Source organism: Polymorphospora sp. NPDC051019 (genome assembly GCF_040683055.1).
GTDB lineage: Bacteria > Actinomycetota > Actinomycetes > Mycobacteriales > Micromonosporaceae > Polymorphospora > Polymorphospora lycopeni.
Genome location: NZ_JBFBCH010000021.1, coordinates 74599 through 95861, shown reverse-complemented (window position 1 = coordinate 95861; position 21263 = coordinate 74599). Strand labels below are relative to the sequence as shown.

The window sequence follows — 21263 nt, the reverse complement described above, 5'->3', positions numbered from 1 at the left end:
GGGAGCGCCGATGCCCCCCGTACCCGTGGACCGCGTCGCCGCCGCCGTCGCGGCCGGTGCCGAGGAACTCTTCGGCCACCAGCGCCCCGACGGCGCGTTCACCGACCATCCGCCGGCGTCGGTGCTCGGCACCGCGGGCGCGATCACCGCCCTGCACGCCGCCGACCCGGCCGGCTCGGCGGAACTGGTCCGCGGCGGCGCCGCCTGGCTGCGCGCCGCGCAACGCCCCGACGGCGGCTGGGGCGGGGTGCTCGGCGCCGACAGCGAGGTGGTGCCGACCGCGGTCGCCGCCGCGGCGCTGCGCGTCGTCGCCGGCACCGGTGACGCCGAGACGGACGCCGCGGTCGCCGCCGGCCAGCGGCGGCTGGCCGAATTCGGCGGGGTGGCGGCGGTGACCGACCGGGCGGTGGCCGTACTCTGCCAGCAGTTCCAGGCCCTCGCCGGTTTCCCGGAGGCGCCGGCCCCGCGCCGGCTGCCGCTGGAACTGGTGCTGTTCGACGGCGTACGGCGGGACCGGATCTCGTTCCGCACCGCACCGTTCATCGGCATCGCGCTGCTCCAGGGCGCGACGATGCCGACCGGCGCGCTGCGCCGGGCGACGCTGAAGCTGGCCCGGCCGGCCGCGCTGCGCCTGCTCGAGGCGATCCACGAGCACGAGGGGCGCACCGGCGCGTTCAGCGAGGACCCGTGGCCGGCCGCCCTGGTCTGCCTGGGCCTGGCCCGCGCCGGCGAGGCACCGCACCTGGTCGAGGCGATCACCGGCTTCCTGCGCCGGGCCGTACGCCCCGACGGCGCCTGGGACGCGGTCACCAACCTGGACCTGACCAAGTCGGCGTTCGCGCTGACCGGCCTGGTCGCCGCCGGGTACGCCGCCGACCCGCGACTGGCCGCGACCCGCGAACTGTTCCACCGCACCCAGCAGCGCAACCCGTTCCCGGTCTTCGACTGCCCGGCCGGCGGCTGGAGCTTCTCCGGCGCCGACGGCTGGCCGGTCACCCTGGAGTCGGCCGAGATCGTCGCCGGCCTGGCCGGGCTGCCCGGCGCCGCCGACGACCCGGTGCTGCGCCGCGGCGTCGGCTGGCTGACCGAACGCCAGGACACCCGCGGCTCGTGGAGCCTGTGGGTACGCGACACCAAGCTCGCCAACGACGGCCCCTGCCCGGCGATCACCGCCCAGGGGGTCGTCGCCCTGCTCGACGCCGGCCACACCCCGGACAGCCCGCCGGTGGCCCGGGCCGTCGAATGGCTGCGGACCGCGCAGCGGCCGGACGGGTCGTACGAGAACCTGTGGTACCGCGACCACACCTCCGGCACCGCGATGGTCCTCGACGCGCTCGCCCGCGCCGGCCTGGCCGGTGACCCGGTCGCCGTACGGGCCCGGGACCGGCTGCTGGCCGCCCAGCGCGACGACGGGTCGTTCGGCCCCGGCGACGACCGGCCCGGCTCGGTCGAGGAGACCGCGTGGGCGGTCCACGCGCTGCTCGCCGCGGGGCTGCCGGCCGACGACGAACGGATCTCGCGCGGCGTCGGCTGGCTGTTGGACGCCCAACTGCCCGACGGGTCGTGGCCGGCGACCCGGCTCTGCGTCTACATCCGGCACCACATGCACTACCCGAACTCGATCATCACCCGTGGGCTGGCGCTGCGTGCCCTGGCCGCGCACCGGTCCGCCGCGACCGGCGCCGCGCACGGCACACCGACCCCGGGGGCGCGGGCGTGACCACCGACGTCGTCGTCTGCGGCGCCGGCGTCGGCGGGCTGGCCAGCGCCCACGCGCTCGGCGCGCTGGGGCTGCGGGTGCTGGTCGTCGACCGGCAGGACGGTCCCGCCGACGTGCCCAAGGGCGAGATCCTGCAACCGGAGTCGGTACGCGTCCTCGACGCGTTCGGCGCGCTGCCGGCCGTGCACGCCGGCGGCGCGGTCCCGGTGGCCCGGCTGGCGATCCGCGACCCGGCCGGCCGGGCACTGCTCAACCTGGACTACGCCGACCTGGCCGGCGACCACCGGCAGATCCTGTGCACCGGCTACCCGAACGTGCTCGACGCCCTGACCGGCGTGCTCGGGCCGGGCGTGGAGGTGCGGCGCGGCGTCACCGTCACCGGGGTGCTGCGCGACGACACCGGCCGGATCGCCGGCATCCGGGCGGTGCGCGACGGCCGGCCGCACGACATCGCGGCCCGGCTGGTCGTCGCCGCCGACGGGCTGTCGTCGAGGCTGCGGGCCGACGCCGGGCTGACCGCCCGCCGGCAGGCGTACGACCACCGGCTGGTCGCCTTCGACCTGGCCGGGGTACGCGTCGACGACGAGGTGACCGCGTACGCCGGCGACCGGGGGCTGCGCCTGGTCTACCCGCTGCCCGACGGCCGGTGCCGCCTCTACGTGCAGGTCGAGCCGGACGAACTGCGCGGCGGCGGCGACCTGTCCGACTGGTCGGCGGCGGTGCTGGAAGGCACGCCGGCGCTCGCCCCGCTCGCCGACGCGCTGCGCGCCGCGCTGCGGACCCGGCAGATCCTGGCCGTGCACCGGCTGCGCGCCCCCCGGCTGTCCACCCCCGGGCTGGCCCTGGTCGGCGAGGCGGCGCACGCGGTCCACCCGATGGCCGCGCAGGGCATGAACAGCTCGCTGGTCGACGCCGAGACCCTGGCCCAGCGGGTCGCGGCCGCCGGCACCGACCCGGCCGCGCTGGACCGGGCGCTGCGCGAATACCACGCCGCCCGGCTGCCCCGGCTAGACCATACCGCGACCGTCAGCCACAACGCGTCGCGGATGCTGACCACCACCACCGGCCTGCCCCGGGTGCTCGGGCGCCGGATGATGCGGCACACCTCGGCCAACCGGCGGCTGCTGCGGATCACCACCGGCAACCTCGCCGGGGTCGGCGTACACCGGCTGACGGCCCTCGACCGGCTCCACCAGTTCGGCCTGCTGCCCGACCCGCGCGCGAACGACCGTCCCCGACAACCCGCGACCGAGAGCGAGACCCTATGACCACCCCCGTCGACCTGTCGATGAACGAGACGCCGTACCCGCCGCTGCCGAGCGTGCGCCGGCTGGTCGAGCAGGGGGCCGGGCAGCTCAACCGATATCCCGACCACGCGTCGAAGGCGCTGGTCGGCGCGATCGCCGGGCACCTGGACGTGCCACCGGAACACGTGCTGGTCGGGCCGGGCTCGGCCGGGCTGTGCCAGCACGTCATCGCCGGCCTCGACCGCACCCGTGGCGAGGTGCTGCACGCGGCGCTGTCGTTCGAGGCATACCCGCTGCTGATCGCGAACGGCGGGGCGCGGCCGGTGCCGGTGCCGATGGACGGCTTCCGGCACGACCTGGCCGCGATCGCCGACGCGGTCACCGCCGACACCCGCGCCGTGCTGCTGTGCAACCCCAACAACCCGACCGGGGCGGTGCTGCACCGCGCCGAGGTCGAGGCGTTCCTGGACCGGATCCCGCCCGAGGTCGTCGTGATCATCGACGAGGCCTACCGGGAGTTCGTCACCGACCCCGACGTGCCCGACGGGATCGACCTCTACCGGGGGCGCGACAACGTCTGCGTGCTGCGGACCTTCTCGAAGGCGTACGGGCTGGCCACCCTGCGGGTCGGCTACGCCGTCGCGGGCGCCCGGGTCGGGGCGGCCAGCCGGATGGCGGGCATGGTCTTCTTCCCCGGTGGTCTCGGGCAGGCCGCCGCGGTGGCCTCGCTGGCCGCCGACGCCACCGCCGAACTCGCCACCCGGCTCGCCGACCTGGCCGCCGAGCGGCGCTGGCTCACGCAGGCGCTGACCGGGTACGGGCTACCGGTCGCGCCGAGCGAGGCGAACTTCCTGTGGCTGCCGGTCGGCGACGGCTCCGCCGGGTTCGCGCAGCGGCTGGGTGAGGCCGGCGTGCTGGTACGGCCCTATCCCGGCCACGGCGTACGGATCACGGTCGGCGACCGGCCGGCGAACGAGCGGCTGCTCGCGGCCGTACGTGAGACCACGGTCAGCCCGGTGCCGTGACCACCACACCCGAGAGGAACCTCGTGACCACCGACGACCCGCTGCTGACCGTGGTGGTGCCCGCGTACGACAACGGGCACCTGCTCGAAATGACCCTGCACTCGCTGACGCTGCAGACCCTGCCCCGGGACAGGTTCGAGGTGATCGTCGTCGACGACGGCTCGAACGTGCCCGTCGAGCCGGTCGTGGCACGCTACGTCGACCGGCTCCCCCTGACCTACCTGGCGAACGAGGTGAACCGGGGGCGCTCGGTGACCCGCAACCGGGCCATCGCCGCCGGCCGCGGCGAGATCGTGCTTTTCCTCGACGCCGACCAGCCGGCGCATCCGACCACCCTGGAGCGGCACCGCGACTTCCACGTCGGCCGTGGCCTGCGCCCGACCGTCCTGCTCGGCCGCAGCCTCGCCCTGGACTGGGGGGCGATCGACGCGCTCAAGCGCGGCGAGACGCCGGACCACCGGGTGATCGGCGACTACAACGAGGACATCCGCGACTACCTGCTCTTCGCCCCGAGCCGGCGCCGGGACTGGAAACGCGCCCCGTGGATCTACGGGCACACCAACAACGCGTCGGTCGACCGGGCGACCCTGGACGCGGTCGGCGGGTTCGACGAGAACCTGGTCACCTGGGGTGGCGAGGACAACGAGCTGTTCTACCGGATCTTCCACCACCACGGCGACGACATCGACCTGTTCCACCTCGGCGACGAGGCGATCACCTACGACCTGCCGCACTTCCGGGTCATGCCGATGCTGATGTCGCAGCTCACCCAGAACATGCGCTACCTGGCGCAGAAACACCCGCGCTTCGACATGGAGTTCTTCGGCTACCCCGGCAACTGGGCCAACGCCGTACGGCGGATCATGCGCTTCGAGGACGCCCTGGCCGCCTGCGAACGGCACGGCCTCGGCCGGGTCGACACCCTGCCGGCGCCGCTGCTGGCCGAACTGGAGGACCGGGACTGCCTGCTGATCGGCTACGGCGCCAGCAAGGTACGCCTCGGCGACGGTGGCCGCACGTTCGACTACGACGCCCCGCTCGGCGAACAGAACTGGCACCTGGCCGGGGTGGTGACCGGCCTGGAGGACCAGCGGTTCGAGCGGGTGGTCAGCGTCGACCTGTGGCGGCTGTTCGCGCCCGAGGAGCTGGGCGCGTTCCTGGTCGAGTCGGTGCGGATCGGCCGGCGGGTCGACCTGGTCAGGTCGGCGGCCACGGTGACGCCGGCCGACCTGCTGCCGTTGCAGATCGTCGACGACCTGGAGTTCATCCGGATCACCATCGAGCCGTACTTCCGACTGGAGGTGACCGAGGTGGAGGGGACCCGGACGGTGTCGCTGCTCGGGCCGCGCGGGTGATTCCGGCATGCGGGTCCTGATCAGCACATGGGGCTGGCGGTCGCACTTCTTCCCGCTGGTCCCGCTCGGCTGGGCGCTGCGGGCGGCCGGGCACGAGGTGCTCGTCGCCAGTCAGCCGGCGCTGGTCGGGACGATCACCGCCGCCGGGCTGCCGGCCGTCGCCGTCGGTGCCGACCTGGACTTCGCCGAGGTGTTCGGCGGCCGGATCGGCCGGGTCGCCGACGGGGACGGGGAGGAGCCGGCGCCGGACTCGGTCACCCCGATGATCACCGCGGACGGCGGCGTCGTCCGGTACGCCGACGCGATGCTCGACGCCCTGGTCGCCGCCGGCCGGTCGTGGCGGCCCGACCTGGTGGTGTACGAGCCGTACAACCTGGCCGGCCCGATCGCCGCCGCCGCCCTGGACGTGCCCGGCGTACGGCACCTGTGGGGGCCGGACTCCAGCACCGCGATCGGGATCGACGAGGACGGGATCATCGCGCCCCGGGCCGCCCGGTTCGGTGCCGGAAGCGTCGACCTGGCCGGGGCGCTGACCCTCGACCCGTGCCCCGCGCCGATGCAGGTGCCGCTCGCCGGTCCGGCGCTCCCGATCCGGTTCGTGCCCTACAACGGGCCGGCGGTCCTGCCGGGCTGGCTGCTCGACCCGCCGCGGCGCCCCCGGATCTGCCTGACCTGGGGCACGATGATGGCCGGCGTCGACCTGCCCGGCACGCTCGCGTTGCGCACGGTCGCCGAGGCGCTGTGCGGGCTCGGCGCCGAGATCGTCGTCGCCGTCGACGCCGCCCAGCACGCCGACCTCGCCGGGCTGCCCGCCGACGTACGGGTGGCCGACTCGCCGCTGGCCCTGCACCTGCTGCTGCCCGGCTGCCGGGCGCTGGTGCAGCAGGGCGGGGCCGGCACCACGATGACCGGGCTGGCCTGCGGGGTGCCCCAACTCGTCCTGCCGCAGGTCAGCGACCAGCACTTCAACGCCGTACGGCTGGCGGCGACCGGCGCCGGCACCGTCCTCACCGACGACGCGGTGACCGGCGAGCGGATCCGCGAGCGGGTCGCCGACCTGCTCGCCGCCGACCACTGGCGCGACGCGGCCCGGGTGGCGGCCGACCGGGTGGCGGCGGCGCCGAGTCCGGCCGACGTCGTCGCAGCGCTGCAGGAACTGGTCCACACCAGAGAGGTTGCCGCCGTATGAGCGTGTCGTATCCGTTCACCGCCCCGTCGATGCACGAGCCGGCGCCGGAGTTCGGCGAGCTGCGCGAGAAGTGCCCGGTCGCCGCCGTGACGCTGCCCGACGGCACGCCGGCCTGGCTGGTGACCAGGCACGAGGACGTCCGGCAGGTGCTGGTCGACCCGCGGTTCAGCCGGGCCGCGGCGACCGCGCCCGGTGGACCGGAAAGCGAGCTGGGCGCGCTGACCTCGGAGTCGCTGATCGGGCTGGACCCGCCCCGGCACACCCGGCTGCGGCGGCTGGTCGCCGGCGCGTTCACGCCGAAGCGCGTCGAGCGGTTGCGCCCCCGGGTCGCCGAACTGGTCGACGGGATGATCGACGTGATGGAGGGGATGCCCCGCCCGGTGGACCTGGTCGCCAACCTGTCGATGCCGCTGCCCGTACAGGTGATCTTCGAGATGTTCGGGGTGTCGCCCGCCGACCGGGACCCGTTCCTGCGCTGGTCGGCGGCGCTGATGGGCAAGTGGGACCAGGACCCGGAACGGACCCGGGCCGCGCTCGACGGGTTCGCCGGCCTGATCGCCGCCAAGCGGGCGGCCCCCGCCGACGACATGCTGACCGCCCTCATCGCCGCCCGCGACGAGGAGGACCAGCTCACCGAGCGCGAGCTGGTGATGCTCTGCATCGGGGTGCTGATCGGCGGCCACGAGACGACCGCCAACCAGATCAACCTGTTCCTGCTCACCCTGCTACGCGAACGCGACCGGTGGGAGCGGCTGGTCGCCGATCCGGACGCGCTCCCCCGCGCCGTCGAGGAGCTGCTGCGCTACGTCCAGCTCGGCGACAGCGGTGTCGGGCAGGTCCGGCTCACCACCGAGGAGGTGACGCTCGGCGGCACCGTGATCCCGGCCGGCGCCGCCGTGCTGCCGGCGATGGTCGCCGCCAACCGCGACCCGGCGGTCTTCGCCGACCCCGACCGCCTCGACCTGGCCCGCGCCGACAACCCGCACCTCGGGTTCGGTGCCGGGGTCCACTACTGCCTCGGCGCGCAGCTGGCCCGGATGGAGCTGCAGGAGGTCCTCGCCGCGCTGCTGCGCCGGATGCCCGGGTTGCGGATCACCGTGCCGCAGGAGGAGCTGCGGTTCAAGTTCGGCATGGCCGTACGCAGCCTGGAGACGTTGCCGGTCACCTGGTGACGGCGCGGGTACCCCCTGGTTCTCCCGGGTGCGGTCTTCCGCACCCGCTGATTGCGCCGAAGTCGGGGGTCGCCCTCATGGCCGATGCCGCCCTCGGGTCCATACCCTGGTCGGCATGTCCCGCCTGTCGCAACTGTCCACGTACGTAGCTTCGCTGGCCCAGGAGTCGTCCGATCCGTCCGAGGGGGGCCTGGTCGGGTTCGTGACCGACCTCATGGAGTGGCTCGGGGCCCCCGGCGCCGGTCTCGCGGTCGCCCTGGAGAACCTGTTCCCGCCGATCCCGAGCGAGGTCATCCTGCCGCTGGCCGGGTTCACCGCCAGCCAGGGCAAGATGAACCTGTTCGCCGTGATCGTCTGGACCACGATCGGCTCGGTCGTCGGTGCGATGGCGCTGTACTACATCGGGGTCGCACTCGGGCGGGACCGGGTCCGCGCCATCGCGGCACGGCTGCCGCTGGTGAAGCTGAGCGACGTCGACCGGACGGAGGCGTGGTTCATCCGGCACGGGGCCAAAGCGGTCTTCTTCGGACGGATGATTCCAATCTTCCGGAGTCTCATCTCCATCCCGGCCGGCGTCGAACGGATGCCGATCCCCACGTTCCTGCTGTACACCACGCTGGGCAGCCTGATCTGGAACACCGTGTTCGTCATGGCCGGCTACCTGCTCGGCGAGAGCTGGCACACCGTCGAGGCGTACGCGGGCACCTTCCAGAAGATCGTCATCGTGGTCGGGGCGCTCGCCGTGGCCGGGTTCGTCATCGCCCGCGTGGTAAAGGCACGACGCGGACAGCCGGCGACCGACGGCGACGACGTGCCGCCCGACGGCGACGTCGCGCGGCCCGGCGACCTCGCGCGGCCCGACGGCGACATCCCGCGGCCCGACTTCGTCGAGCCCTACCCGCCGGAGGCCGCGGTCGAGCCGTACACCCAGCCGTGGGCGGGCACCGCGGGCCACGCCACCCGCGGCACCGTCTACGGATCCGCACGCGTCCCGGCACACGGGGCCGGGGCCGCCCCGCGCGGCACCCTGTACGGCACCCCACGCCGGCCGGCGGACGACCACTGACTCGCGTAGCTTGTTGCCATGCCGATCGAGGACGTCACGCCCGAGGCGGTGCGACCCGTACGCCGACCGTGGCTGGTGCAGAACTGGCGGGAACTGACCTTCGTGCACTGGCCGACGGATCCCGCCACGGTCGCTCCGCTGCTGCCGCCCGGCACGGCACCGGACACCCTGGACGGGGTCACTTACGTCGGGCTGGTCGCGTTCCGGATGGTCGGCCTCGGGCCGATGCGCGGCCCCGGGATCCCGTACCTGGGCACGTTCTGCGAGACCAACGTACGGCTCTACAGCGTGGACGGTACCGGCCGGCGGGCCGTGGTGTTCCGCTCCCTCGACGCGGCGCGGCTGCTGCCGGTGCTGACCGCGATCGCGACCCTGCGGCTGCCGTACAAGTGGGCGTCGATGCGGCTGCGCCGCGAGGGCGACCTGCTGACGTACACCACCCGGCGGCGCTGGCCGGGCCGTGCGGCCGGCGCGATGACGGTACGGGTGGGTGAGCCGATCGCCGAGCCGACGGCGTTGGAGCACTTCGTCACCGCCCGGTGGGGCCTGCACACCCGGGCCTTCGGCCGCACGATCCACCTGTCGAACGAACATCCCCGGTGGCCGCTGCACCGGGCGACGCTCCTCTCACTTTCCGACGAACTCCTGCCGGCAGCGGGACTGGCGAGGCCGACGGAGGCACCGGTGAGCGTGCTGTACGCCCCCGGCGTGCCGGTACGGTTCGGCGGGCCGTCGGTCGTGTGAGGAACGGCGCCCTCCCACCGCAATAACGAGGTTCGGCCTGGCGCGCCTCGGGCCCGATCGGCTTCGGTCAGGACGGCGGTGAGGCGGTTGGTGCCGTCGCGGAACGCGTTCTGACGGGTGGGTCAAGCGCGGCCACGGGCTTTGGCCGCACAGGCTCAGGGACGTAGCGGCGGGTCACCGGATGCCAGCGGCGTGGAGCTGTCGGATGGCGGCGGGGTCGATGCTGGTTCTCGCCAGCGAACCGGGCGGTGACCCCCCACCACTGAGCGCGCCCACGATCACCGCGATGAGCAGCAACGGCATGAGCAGCGTCCTGACCAACATGGCCCAGCACGCCTTGCCACCGATCCGACCGCCGTCCTTGACCCGCACGAGCTGCGTACCGGTGAGGACCGCGCCGAGCGCACGCCCGTTGCCGTAGCACAGGCCGTACAGCAACGGCACCACGAACAACAACGAGACCGCCAGCAGGGCGACGGTCCCGTCGGGGAGGCCCGCCGCGACGGCCACCAATGACAAGACGACGAAACCCACCCCGACACCCAGCACGTACACCACGAAGTCGACGAGCCACGCCAGGAACCGCGCGCCCCCGCTGGCCTCGACGTACAGGGTGCCGTCGTCGAACGCCGCGAGCCGTTTGGCGGTTCGCCGTCCGAGCACGCGTTCCGCGTGCTCCCTGGCGACCTCCAGTCGGGTCGGCGGCCGGCCTGTTCCGCGGACTGTCACAGCGCTCTCCTTGTCGTGTCGTCGCCATAGTCTGCGCCAACCCCGGAGCGTGACCGGGAACGACCCCACCGTCAGGCCCCGGCCGGCCGGGCGCACGATCACGACGGCGCCGGGGGCAGCGTCAAGCCCAGGAGGATCAATGGCACCGCGGGCATCGGTTCCTCGCTGCGACCGGCGTCATCCCAGAGGCTGGGACCTTCCATGTACATCTACCGCTGGAGAACCTGGCGATCAGCCCCAGCGCGGCTTCACCTTGATCAAGGAAGCTAACGTTGTCACCGTCGACGAACAGCGCCGCAAGCTTCAGCTGGCCGCGACGCCTGCGGGCCAGGGCTGGGCCCGATCGGCCCTGGCCGGCTCACCCACTCTTCGAGGAGAGGTCATTGGGACGAGACGCCCTGCGGTGGCCGATGCGGATCATCGCGCTCGTGCTGGGCCTGCCCCTGTTGACCGGCTGCGCCATCGACAAAGGGACGGCACTCGCCTCGGACTTCGAAGAAGACTGGGCCGGCACGTCAGACGTCGTGGATATCCGCACCACCGAGAACAACACGCTGCCCTTCTTTGGAACGGCGACCGGCGTGGTGATCCTCAAGGACGGCACTTCGGCCGACCGCGTAACCGAACTGGCGAACGAACTGAGGGAGTACGTCGCCAGTAACGACAAGACCACCGGCAGGATCACGGCGGATGGCATCACCTTCACCGTGGTAGCGGACAAGACGCGCACCGACGAGGTACTGGCGCTGTGGCGGTCACTGACGGACGACGACCGAGTGATGAACGGCGACATCAAGGATGCGCCCAGGAAAGAAACCGACCGCTGGGACATTGAGGTCACCGCGGCCGATCCGACTGACGCAATCGCGGTGTTCAAGGACATGATGACCGATGGCGACCGGCACCGGCCACTCTCGCAAGCGACCTCCCTGGAGGTCAGCACGGAGCACGGTGTGCGGCCCTCGCTTCACGTCGAGACCGACTTCGACGACGGCTTCCCTGCCGAGGCGATCGCCGCGTACGAGGCGGTGGCCGCTCGGTATCCAGTCGTCGGTGCGACTCTGCGACGCGATCCTACGACCGGATCGGCGGTAAGCATCGTCGTGGCGGACAGCGGGGATCTGGACCGTGCCGGCGAACTCGCCAGGGCCGCGGCGCCGAACCTCGCTGCCGCAATCAAGGTCACCAGCGACAACAGCGACTGATCTGGGTGCGGACTGAGCGCCGCGTTCAGGACCGCCCTAAGTTGATCATCTTTCGTGCCGGCCGGTCGCGGCGATGTCCCGGTAACATCCTTCCTGGGCAGAATCACCACGGGCCGCCCCAGACCACCGAAATGCCCCACCGAACAGACGCTCGGCCGCGGGTCTGTGGTAGGCAGTCCCGGTGGATCGACAGACGCTCAGCGCCTTGGCGCACTCGGACCATCCCATCGCCGCGCCGGCCAGCGAGAGCACGGTGGACCGCCTGCTCGGCCGCGCGATCCGCCGACCGGACGCCCACCTGCTGGACCTGGGCTGCGGTGAGGGGGCGTGGCTGCTGCGGGCGCTTCGGACACATCCGGGGGCCACGGCGGTGGGCGTCGACATCTCCGGGCAGGGATTCGACCGGACCCTCGAATCGGCCGCCCGCCTGGGTGTCGCGGACCGGCTCGAACTGCGCCAGGAGGACGTGACCCGGTACCGATCCTCCCGCAAGGCCGACGTCGTGCTCAGTGTCGGCGCCGCGTACGCCTTCGGTGAGCTGTTGCCCACGCTGGAGGCCGCCCGCGGGCACCTCGCCGACGACGGCGTGGTCCTTCTCGGCGACTGCTTCTGGGAGCGGGAGCCCGACCCGGCGCTACGCGCCGAACTGGAGCACGGCCCGCAGAGGTACGGCGATCTGCCGACCACGGTGGCCCGCGTGGTCGCCGACGGGTGGACGCCGGTCCACGGGCATGTCAGCACCCTGGCGGAGTGGGACGAGTACGAGTGGAACTGGACTGGGTCGCTGGCCCGGTGGGCGCTGGACCATCCCGACCACCCCGACCGTGACCAGGCTCTGGAGGTGTCCGCCGCCCACCGTCGCAGCTGGCTCGAAGGCTACCGCGGGGTGCTCGGGTTCGTCTTCCTGCTGCTGCGGCCCAGCCCCTGATGACGGGCGGATCGAGGACGTCACGCCCGAGACGGTACGGCCCGGCGGCGCTGGCCGGGCCGCGGCCGGCGCGATGACGGTACGGGTGGGCGAGCCGTCGGCGGTGTGAACCGTACGCGGGATATCGGCCCCGGCAACCGACCGGCTAGCGTCACCGGGTGGACCTCCGGCAGGCCTGGATCTCGCTACGGGACGCCCAACGCGACGGTGACGAGGCCACCATCGCACGGGCGGCGGAGGCGCTGGCCGAACTGCCCGATGACGTCGCCGAGCGCCGGATGCTCGCCGAGATCCTGGGGTACGCGGCCGGGGCACTGATCAAGCTCGGCCCCGGACACCTCGACGCCGCGGTCGCGCTCGCCGACCGCGCGGTGCGGCTCGATCCGGATGCCGAGCTGGCGATGAGCCTGCCGCTCGCGCTAGCCCTCCGCTCGGCGGCGACGACCAGACTGGCCGATCTCGACCGGTCGATCGCCGTCGCCGGTCGACTGTCCACCGACGAGGCGATGTTCGCGGTCGCGACGACGGCGATGCGGGCCGCACGCGGCGGGTCGCTCGACGAACTCGACGCCGCGATCGACCTCGGCCGCCGGGCGGCAGCGGGCCTGCGGCGCGGCGCCCCGGCCCGTCAGGTTCGCGCGGTGAGTCTCGGTGACGCCCTGTTCGCGCGCTTCCTGCGTACCGGGGACCGGGCGGCGTTCGTGGAAGCGGTCCGCGTCGTACGGGAGGCGACGTCGGCCCGGGACCACGACATCCGCGCCTATGCGATGTTGCGCCTCGGCGAGTTCTACCTGGCCGGCCCTGGCTTGCCCCGGTTCATGCTGCTGTTCCAGGCCAGGCAGGCGGAGCGGCTGAGCCGGCCGGTACGCATGGTCCGCGCCCGGGCGCTGCACCTGCTCGGCCAGGTGCAGCGACTGCGCGGCGACCACCGCCGGGCCGTCTCCGCGTTCGCCGAGGCGGCGGGGCTTGCGGATGCCGAGCCCGTACAGCGGGCCGTCAACGCGCGGCTGTGGGGTGACACCGCCGCCGAGGCCGGCGACCACCACGAGGCCCTCGCCGGCTACCGGGCGGCGCTCGACCTGCTGCCCTGGATCACCTCCTGGCGCGCGGACCGCGTCGACCGGGAGCACACGCTGACGGCGTTCGTGGGCCTGGCCCGCGACGCCGCGGCGGTGGCCCTCCAGGTCGGGGATCCGCAGGCCGCCCTGGTGCTGCTGGAGCAGGGCCGGGGTCTCCTCCTCGATCAGCTCATGTCGCCGCGCGCCCGGCTCGACGAACTCGAACGCGTCGCGCCGCGCCTCGCCGAACGTCTGGACGACACGATCGCGGCCATGAACGAGCCGGCGACGGTCGGCGAGGACCTGACCGGACGGGCCCGGCTGGTCCGGGAACTCGACGATGTTTCGGCGGCCATCCGCGGTCTTGACGGCTTCGCGCGCTGGGATCTGCCGCCGCTGTTCGCCGACCTCGAGGGCGCCGCGCGGGACGGACCGGTGGTCGTGGTCAACGTCGCCGCCAGCCGGTGCGACGCGCTGATCCTGACCGCCTCGGGCATGACGACGCTGCGTCTGACAGAGCTGACCCTCGCCGACGCAACGGCCCAGGCCGAACGGCTACCGGACGCCGACGACGACGTACTCCGGGAGATCCTGGCCTGGTTGTGGCGCACCACCGTCGGCCCGATCCTCGGGCACCGCGCCCTGCGGCCGCTGCTCGACGCGTCGGCGCCGCCGCGCCTGTGGTGGGTGCCGACCGGCCCGCTGGCCCTGCTGCCGCTGCACGCCGCCGGCGACGCGCTCGACCTGGTGGTTCCGTCGCTCGCCCCGACCGTGACCGCACTGCTGCGTAGCAGGGCGAAGTCGGCGCCGGTCGCCGAAGCGCGGATGGCCGTGGTGGTCGTCGACCAGGTTCCGGGCCTGCCCACCCTGACCGGGGCCCGCCGCGACGCACGGATGCTCGCCGACCGGGCCACCCGTCTCGACGGGCTGGCGACATCCGGGCCGCAGGGCTACGGCGTCGTGCACTACGCCTGTCACGCCACCACCGATCTCGGCAGCCCGTCCGAGAGCCACCTGGTCCTCGGCCCGGAGCTGCGACTGTCGGTCACCGACCTCACCCGCTGGCACCTGCGGCACGCCGAACTCGCGTTCCTGGCCGCGTGCGGCACGGTCCGCACCAGCGGCGCCCTCGCCGACGAGGCCGTACACATCGCCGGCGGCTTCCTGACCGCCGGTTACGCCCAGGTGATCGCCACGCTCTGGAGCGTCAACGACCAGCTTGCCCACCGCGTCGCCACGCACTTCTACGCCGGCGACCCGCTCGACGCCGCCCGCGCCCTGCACCATGCGGTGAGGGTCATCCGGCGGCATCCGACGTATGGTGAGCACCCGACGGCGTGGGCGGCCTATGTCCATCTGGGCCGCTGACACCGCCGCAATACGCAGTGTGTTCCGGAAACCGATGCGCTATCCCCTGAGCTACGGGGGCACGATGACCCAAACTAGCTAGCACCGGCTGTCAGCGCTGCGGCAAGGAGCCGCAGGCGCGATCGACGCCGGGACCGCCACGAGCGGATCGCACGACGACCACACGTACCCGGTCTGGACGGGCCACCTTCAACAACCGGCACGGTCGATCACCGTCGCTAAAGCACACATCGGACATGCCACGAAGGCCATCGATACCCGCTCATGCCGGCCGGTCTCGTCGAACTGTCCGTAGGCGCGAGTCGTGAACTTGGGAAGGGAAAGGCATTGCGGCGGCCGCTACGGTGGACGCAAGGCATCGATACACGCTGCTACGGGGGTAACGATGGATCCGATCACGGCCGGGATCCTGTCCGCGACACTGGTACCGCTGGCCGCCGGTGCCGCCGGTGAAGCCGGCAGGCAGGCATGGGAATCCCTCACCTCGTTCGTCCGCGACCGGTTCGGTCGCGGCTCCGACGCTGACACCGCTGCCCAGACGCTGGCAAGCCACCCCGGCGAGGTCGTGCATGGCGAGGTTCTCGGCCGGATCCTCGAACACGGCGCCGCGACGGACGAGCAGATCGCGGCCTGGCTGCGTACCTGGCTGCGCGACGCCGGCACGCTGACCGGACAGCCAGCGACCGGGACCAGTGTGACGAACACGGTCAGCGGCCATGCTCAGGTTCACGGCCCGCTCATCCAGACGCACACCATCTCCGGGCCGATCACCTTCGGCCCACCGGTCCTGGTACCGCCGCCGGCCGGGCCCTCGGCGACCACGGCCGGCATCGGTTCGGTCCCCCAGGCCAGCGACGGCGCCCAAGTCGCCGCGACCGGTCCCGTCCATGTCAACGACCGCCCGGTCACATGACCACCACCTCCCCGGCCGGAGACCACGATTACCCCACAGTCGTCCGGGTCTCGGAGGCGGGTACCGATAACGATGTGTCGGGTGTGGTGGCGGGGCCGGTGGTGCAAGCGGGTGCGCTGCACGGTGGGGTGCATGTTCACCAGTCGATGCCGGCGCCGCCGCCCAAGGCCGAGCGAACGCTGCCCGCGGACGTGCCCGGCTTCGTCGGACGGCACGACGAACTCGCCCGGCTGCTGGCCGCCGTCACCGACGCGGCCGACGGTCAGGTGCAGGCGGTCGCCGTCCATGCTGTGGACGGGATGGCCGGAATCGGCAAGACCGCCCTCGTCGTGCACGCCGCCCACCACCTCGCCGCCCGGTTCCCCGACGGGCAACGATTCATCGCCCTACGGGCGCACGCTCCCGGCCAGCCCCGTGTCGACCCCGCCGCCGCTCTGGAGACCCTGCTCCAGGCCGATGGCGTCGCCGCCGAACAGATCCCGGCCGGTCTCGACGCCCGGGCCGGACTGTGGCGTCACCGGATGACCGACAAGAAAATCCTGCTCGTCCTTGACGACGCCGCCGACACCAACCACGTCACACCACTGCTACCCGCCGCACCCGGTTGCCTCGTCCTGATCACCAGCCGTCGGAAACTGACCACCCTGCCCGGCGTCACCCTACTCGCGCTGGACATTCTCCCACCCGACCAGGCCGTGGAGCTGTTCATCGAGCGTGCCGGGCACCGCGCCCTCCATGAACCGGAAGCCGTCTACCGGATCACCGCCCTGTGTGGATATCTGCCGCTGGCGATCACCTTGACCGCTGCCCGCCTGCACACTCACCGCACGTGGACCGTCACCGACATCGCCGACGACCTCACCGAAGCCCGCGACCGGCTCGCCGAACTCGCCAGCGGCGACCTCGCCATCACCGCCGCCTTCGACCTGTCCTACCACGACCTGTCCAGCGACCGGCAGCGGCTGTTCCGACGCCTCGGCCTGCACCCCGGCCCTGACCTCGACCGCTACGCCACCGCTGCACTCGACAACACAACCCTCACCCAGGCCCGCCGAAGTATGGAAGACCTCCTCGAACATAACCTGATCACCGAACCCCACCGCGGCCGCTACCGCTTCCACGACCTCATCGCCGTACACGCCCGCATTCTCGCCACCACCGACCCGAAAACGAACCAGGACGCCGCCCGCGACCGCCTGCTCGACTACTACCTGCATACCGCCACCGCCGCCGCCCGCCATCTCCCCCACCACACCTCACCCACCAGCCCCACTACCTGGCCAGCACCCACACACGCCCCTACCATCACCAACCCCGAGCAGGCCACCGACTGGCTCACCCGCGAACAACCCAACCTCGTCGCCGCCACCGTCTGGGCCGCTGCCCACCACCACCCGGCAGCGATCGGAATCCCCAAGGCCCTGCAGAGCCACCTCCGTGCCCACGGACCCTGGGACCTCGCCCAGGACCTGCACCACACCGCCCTGGCCACAGCCCGCCACATCGAGAATCAACCCGCACAAGCCCACACCCTGACCAACCTCGCCATCGTGCAGCGCTTGACCGGCGACTACGCGGCGGCGGCCACCAACTCGCAGCAGGCCCTCGACATCTCCCAGCAATTCGGCGACCCGCACGGCCAGGCCGATGCTCTCAACGCCCTCGCCGGTGTACAGCAGGCGACCGGCGACTATGCGGGGGCGGCCATCAACTCGCAGCAGGCCCTCGACATTTGCCAGAGACTCGGCCAACGGCACGGCCAGGCCGACGCCCTGGAAACCCTCGCCCACGTCCTGCGTGCAACCGGCGACTACGCGGCGGCGGCCACCAACGCACAGCAGGCCCTCGACCTGCACCAGCAACTCGGCAACCCACACGGCCAGGCCGATGCTCTCAACGCCCTCGCCCGTGTACAGCACGCAACCGGCGACTACGCGGCGGCAGCCACCAACGCACAGCAGGCCCTCGACCTGCACCAGCAACTCGGCAACCCACACGGCCAGGCCATCACCCTGAACACCCTCGCCCGTATACAGCACGCAACCGGCAACTACGCCGCAGCAGCCACCACCGCACAGCAGGCCCTCGACATCTCCCAGCAACTCGGCCGACGGCACGGCCAGGCCAACGTCCTGAACACCCTCGGCCTCGTCCAGCAGGCGATCGGCGATCCCACCACGGCAGTTGCCACCCTCCAGCAGGCCCTCGACCTCTTCCACGACGTCGGTGACCCTGACGGCCAAGCCGAAACCCTCAACCACATCGGGCAGATACAACTCACCACCACAACGCTCGGCATCGCCCACGAGCAGTTCACGGCAGCACTCGACATCGCCCGCCGTGTCCATGCACCAGCCCATGAAGCCCGCGCCCTCGAAGGCATCGGCACCTACGCACTCCGGCATGGACGCCGTGACGAAGGCCTCGCACACCTGCGTAACGCCCTGACCATCTGCCGGCGCATCAACTCCCCGAACACCGTCCGCATCGAAGCCGCCCTCAGCCATCAGGACGACTGAATACCGGCGGACGTACCTGCTTCGTGCACGGTCAAGCGTGCATCCGATCATGGTTTGGTCGGCGATGCCGCGGCTGGCTCAGATCGGCTGTGGCTGTCTGTCTCAGCGCGCGACGAGGTGATACGTCGCCGTCACTCTGAACCCATGCCCGTCGGTGCCGTCCAAGCGGACCGTGTGCGCGCCGGACGAAAGCTGGTCGACCATGGCCCAGATACCCCAGACCCGCATGGGAACGACCCGTCGGACGCGGGTGACCGGGTTGAATAGAGCACCCCGGACGTCGAACATCGTTGCCGCGTCGATGGTGACGACCGGGTGCTGCTCTCCGTCGACGTGAACGGTGCCGCGTGCGCGAGGCAGTGGCGGGATGTACGTGCCGTTGGGACACTCATGATTGGCTCCGTGACCAGCTTTCCTGCGCAGGCGCGCCGTGTCCGCGACAGCGCCCTCTCGCCGCAGCGCAGGCTCTACGCGTTACGGGAGTGCGCTCTGCACTGTGCCCCGTACGGATTCCGTGCCACCTGGCACCACCTGGTCGTCGCCGCCCGTATCCCACGCAGGCTCACCGACGATCTCGACGCGCTCGTGCGCGCCGCCGACGAACTACAGCGGACACGCGACGTGGTCCTGCATCGTGCGCAGGAGTACGCCGCGTTGCGGCGTCGAGAGAAGGCGGCTGGCATGCGAACCCCACGGACGCTGTCGCCCTGGAACTCGTGGGGCTGGTCCCGGATCGCCTACTGTCCCGACCCTGAGCACCACCCGACGGAACCTCTCGCCACGGTCGTCCAGGCGGTCCTCGATCGCCACGATGCCGGCATCAACCCCGACAGGCACTGCCTGGCATGCGGCACCGAACGGCGCCGCCCGGGCCATGCATGCCCGACCTGTGGCGTCCATCCGGACGGCCCCGCCGCACCCTGGCGTGCCTCCCAAGCCGAGGAACGCTGGCAACAGGTCTGGCACCGTGAGCTCGACGACCGGCCGACGCCCGTCCCATGATTTCGAGGTGCACGAATCTGCCGCTGATCGAGCGGCACTACGTCACGCCATCAGGGCGGCCTCCAGGTCGCGGCGTGTCAGAGCGGCGCCCGCAACGGACTAACACGGCGACCACCGCGATGCCCCGGCGTGCGGCGCCTGGCCTCGCGCAGGCCACCAGCAGTACGCCGTGCGGGACGAATGGCAGCCGGCGGCTTGGCGCGTGAACGCTCGCCAGGTCAGGCGGCCGGAGTCAGGCGTACGACTCGACGACGGTCCCCGTGTAGAGCATCGCCGCGTCCATCGCGAGGCTACCGACAGACGGCGGGGGTGCGGGCCGGGTCCCGGACCGCACCCCCCGACGCGGACGGGGCGCGGCGCCCGGCGTCGCGGTCGTCATCATCTGGGCGCTGGGTCGCTCAGGTCCAGCTTGAAGGCGGGGCCGGGCCGTGACGGCCGCCAGCCGGCCGTCAGGGCTTGACGGACGCCTGCGGCCACTGTCCCGGGCAACACCGGTTGGCTCGGCAGTCCGAACCAGTTGCCGGGATGGGCACAGGGCAGCGCCGCGACCAACAGGGCACCCGGCTGTTCCGCCTGCTCGACGACGAAGGTCAGTGGCGACCAGCCATTTCCCTGGGAATAGGTCGGCCTGCGCCGAACCGACCAACGGAAGGCGACGCCGTCGACGGTGATCCGTCGAGAACCCTTGATTGCCAGTGTCATCCGTAACCTCGCCTCTCCAGCACTGTCTGGGCGAGCACCGTAGGCAGGGATCCGATGTCGCTGCTATCGAATTACCGCTTCCGTTCGCACCGGTGCGTGCGGCTCGTACCCAGGGCGCCAGTTGACGAAGGCCGGCGGTACGTCGACCATCCCTGGTGTTGCTCGAGGTGTACGTCGTGACCGGCGTCCGGAACGACGACGTGCGTGACGTCGGTGCGTGAGGCGCACATCCGGGCCGGTCCTGCCCGCTGGATGCCAAGGATCTCTCACGCCCGACCCTCGGCAGGGTCTGGCGGCCACGTACGGCACGTTGGGGTAGCGCACATCGCCAAACCGCTGTTGACGTCGCCATCGATGGAACTCACACCTCTGTATGATTTCCAGCCGAACGACTGTCACCGATCATCGGCCACTCACCTATACGACGTCGGCCTCGCAGGGGTGGGCAATAGACTCGGGCAGCGGCATCGCCTTCGCGGAGTCGCGAGACGTCCTTCAGATGAGCGAAAGTGCCTTCTGGTCTGGCTCATGAGGCTTTCGTAGGCTTCATATCACCAAAGTCCGAAGGCACTTTCGGCGTTCACTACATTTTTTGACGTTCAGAACTCGCGCTCAGCGGTGGTCGAACCATCCCTCGACGGGAGACTCAGCCGAGCCGGAGCCGCCACCCCTCGACGTATGTGGGCGCGGTCACCGTCGACGGATAGTAGCCCCACTCCTCGCACAGCGAACCTCTGGCGCGCCATTTCTCGACGTAGTAGGAGACCTGGTAGGCGTGCACCCCGTAGTCCGCGTAAACCGTCTGGTTCGGCTGCACCTCGAAGCTGGTGGACACCCCGATCGCCGTGCTACGTATCTGCACGATCTGGGTGCTGACATTGATCGTGAGCTGTTCGGTGAGCTGGGTGGCCACGCCGACCGACGTGGTGACCTGGTGCGTCCGCGTTTGGGTGGCGGTCACGGTCGCCGAGACCGGATAACTCAGGCCGTTGCTCACGGCGCGACCGTCGCTGGCAAGAAAGACCGGTGTCGAGGAGACGATCCGGTAGCGGTGGGCTTCCCATGCGGAGCCGTAGCGGTTCCAGTACTGGAGGTCGGTCGGGCAGGCCACGATGGCCCCTGCGTGGGCGGCGGTGGGTGCGACCACTACCAGCGATGCGATGGCCATGCCAACCACGGCGAAATAGGCGCCGAGTCGGGTAGGCCGCGAGGTTCTCGCCCCGCCCCGTCCGCGATCCTTCGGACGTCTCCTGAAGATCATTTAGATGCTCCTCCACGATAGACAGAATTGCTGTCCCTTCGCGCCGGCCGGCATGGCCGC

At 71.8% G+C, this 21263-nt stretch carries 17 protein-coding genes; 14 read left to right on the top strand and 3 right to left on the bottom strand.

The features are described 5' to 3' along the window. The first annotated feature begins 10 nt into the window (after positions 1 to 10). From AB0M79_RS29140 to AB0M79_RS29105, 8 genes are all read left to right on the top strand, one after another. Positions 11 to 1720, top strand: coding sequence for a prenyltransferase/squalene oxidase repeat-containing protein (locus AB0M79_RS29140; RefSeq protein ID WP_364219630.1), 1710 nt, complete (start codon positions 11 to 13; stop codon positions 1718 to 1720). Further along, on the top strand, positions 1717 to 2988 hold the full coding sequence (locus AB0M79_RS29135; protein WP_364219627.1) for an NAD(P)/FAD-dependent oxidoreductase: 1272 nt from the start codon (positions 1717 to 1719) through the stop codon (positions 2986 to 2988). Before AB0M79_RS29140 ends, AB0M79_RS29135 begins: the two co-directional genes overlap by 4 nt. Beyond that, positions 2985 to 3992: a histidinol-phosphate transaminase gene (locus tag AB0M79_RS29130; RefSeq protein ID WP_364219624.1), complete on the top strand. Its 1008-nt coding sequence runs from the start codon at positions 2985 to 2987 to the stop codon at positions 3990 to 3992. The genes AB0M79_RS29135 and AB0M79_RS29130 overlap by 4 nt, the downstream gene beginning before the upstream one ends. Further along, positions 3989 to 5347 (top strand): glycosyltransferase family 2 protein, encoded by a 1359-nt coding sequence (locus AB0M79_RS29125; RefSeq protein WP_364219621.1) that lies wholly within the window; start codon positions 3989 to 3991, stop codon positions 5345 to 5347. The genes AB0M79_RS29130 and AB0M79_RS29125 overlap by 4 nt, the downstream gene beginning before the upstream one ends. A gap of 7 nt (positions 5348 to 5354) precedes the next feature. Beyond that, positions 5355 to 6536: a nucleotide disphospho-sugar-binding domain-containing protein gene (locus AB0M79_RS29120; RefSeq protein WP_364219618.1), complete on the top strand. Its 1182-nt coding sequence runs from the start codon at positions 5355 to 5357 to the stop codon at positions 6534 to 6536. Next, the gene (locus tag AB0M79_RS29115; protein WP_364219615.1) at positions 6533 to 7708 is read left to right on the top strand and encodes a cytochrome P450; all 1176 of its coding nucleotides are present in this window, start codon (positions 6533 to 6535) and stop codon (positions 7706 to 7708) included. Before AB0M79_RS29120 ends, AB0M79_RS29115 begins: the two co-directional genes overlap by 4 nt. Positions 7709 to 7823: 115 nt before the next feature. Then, a complete protein-coding gene (locus AB0M79_RS29110) occupies positions 7824 to 8774 on the top strand; it encodes a DedA family protein (protein ID WP_364219612.1) in 951 nt (316 codons plus the stop codon). 18 nt (positions 8775 to 8792) lie between these two features. Then, a complete protein-coding gene (locus AB0M79_RS29105) occupies positions 8793 to 9518 on the top strand; it encodes a DUF2071 domain-containing protein (RefSeq protein WP_364219609.1) in 726 nt (241 codons plus the stop codon). Positions 9519 to 9692: 174 nt separating this feature from the next. Here the strand turns inward: AB0M79_RS29105 and AB0M79_RS29100 are convergent, their stop codons facing one another. Next, positions 9693 to 10247 carry an RDD family protein gene (locus tag AB0M79_RS29100; RefSeq protein ID WP_364219606.1) on the bottom strand — a complete coding sequence of 185 codons (555 nt, stop codon included), beginning with the start codon at positions 10245 to 10247 and terminating at the stop codon, positions 9693 to 9695. Between the two features lie 410 nt (positions 10248 to 10657). Between AB0M79_RS29100 and AB0M79_RS29095 the strand changes: the two genes are divergently transcribed. The 6 genes from AB0M79_RS29095 to AB0M79_RS29070 all read left to right on the top strand — a co-directional run bounded on the left by AB0M79_RS29095 (position 10658) and on the right by AB0M79_RS29070 (position 19240). Next, on the top strand, positions 10658 to 11452 hold the full coding sequence (locus AB0M79_RS29095) for a hypothetical protein (RefSeq protein ID WP_364219603.1): 795 nt from the start codon (positions 10658 to 10660) through the stop codon (positions 11450 to 11452). A gap of 181 nt (positions 11453 to 11633) precedes the next feature. Continuing rightward, the gene (locus AB0M79_RS29090) at positions 11634 to 12380 is read left to right on the top strand and encodes a methyltransferase domain-containing protein (protein WP_364219600.1); all 747 of its coding nucleotides are present in this window, start codon (positions 11634 to 11636) and stop codon (positions 12378 to 12380) included. A gap of 158 nt (positions 12381 to 12538) precedes the next feature. Continuing rightward, complete coding sequence (locus AB0M79_RS29085) at positions 12539 to 14806, top strand: CHAT domain-containing tetratricopeptide repeat protein (protein WP_364219597.1); 2268 nt, start codon at positions 12539 to 12541, stop codon at positions 14804 to 14806. 385 nt (positions 14807 to 15191) lie between these two features. After that, entirely contained in the window at positions 15192 to 15719 is a 528-nt protein-coding gene (locus tag AB0M79_RS29080; RefSeq protein WP_364219594.1) for a hypothetical protein, read from the top strand. 98 nt (positions 15720 to 15817) lie between these two features. After that, the gene (locus AB0M79_RS29075) at positions 15818 to 18238 is read left to right on the top strand and encodes a tetratricopeptide repeat protein (protein ID WP_364219591.1); all 2421 of its coding nucleotides are present in this window, start codon (positions 15818 to 15820) and stop codon (positions 18236 to 18238) included. Positions 18239 to 18640: 402 nt separating this feature from the next. Continuing rightward, positions 18641 to 19240, top strand: coding sequence for a hypothetical protein (locus AB0M79_RS29070; protein WP_364219588.1), 600 nt, complete (start codon positions 18641 to 18643; stop codon positions 19238 to 19240). Positions 19241 to 19618: 378 nt separating this feature from the next. On the opposite strand, the gene AB0M79_RS29065 is transcribed toward AB0M79_RS29070, so the two are convergent. Both AB0M79_RS29065 and AB0M79_RS29060 read right to left on the bottom strand, forming a co-directional pair. Continuing rightward, entirely contained in the window at positions 19619 to 19942 is a 324-nt protein-coding gene (locus AB0M79_RS29065; protein WP_364219585.1) for a hypothetical protein, read from the bottom strand. Between the two features lie 646 nt (positions 19943 to 20588). Next, a complete protein-coding gene (locus tag AB0M79_RS29060) occupies positions 20589 to 21110 on the bottom strand; it encodes a hypothetical protein (protein WP_364219582.1) in 522 nt (173 codons plus the stop codon). Between the last annotated feature and the right edge of the window lie 153 nt (positions 21111 to 21263).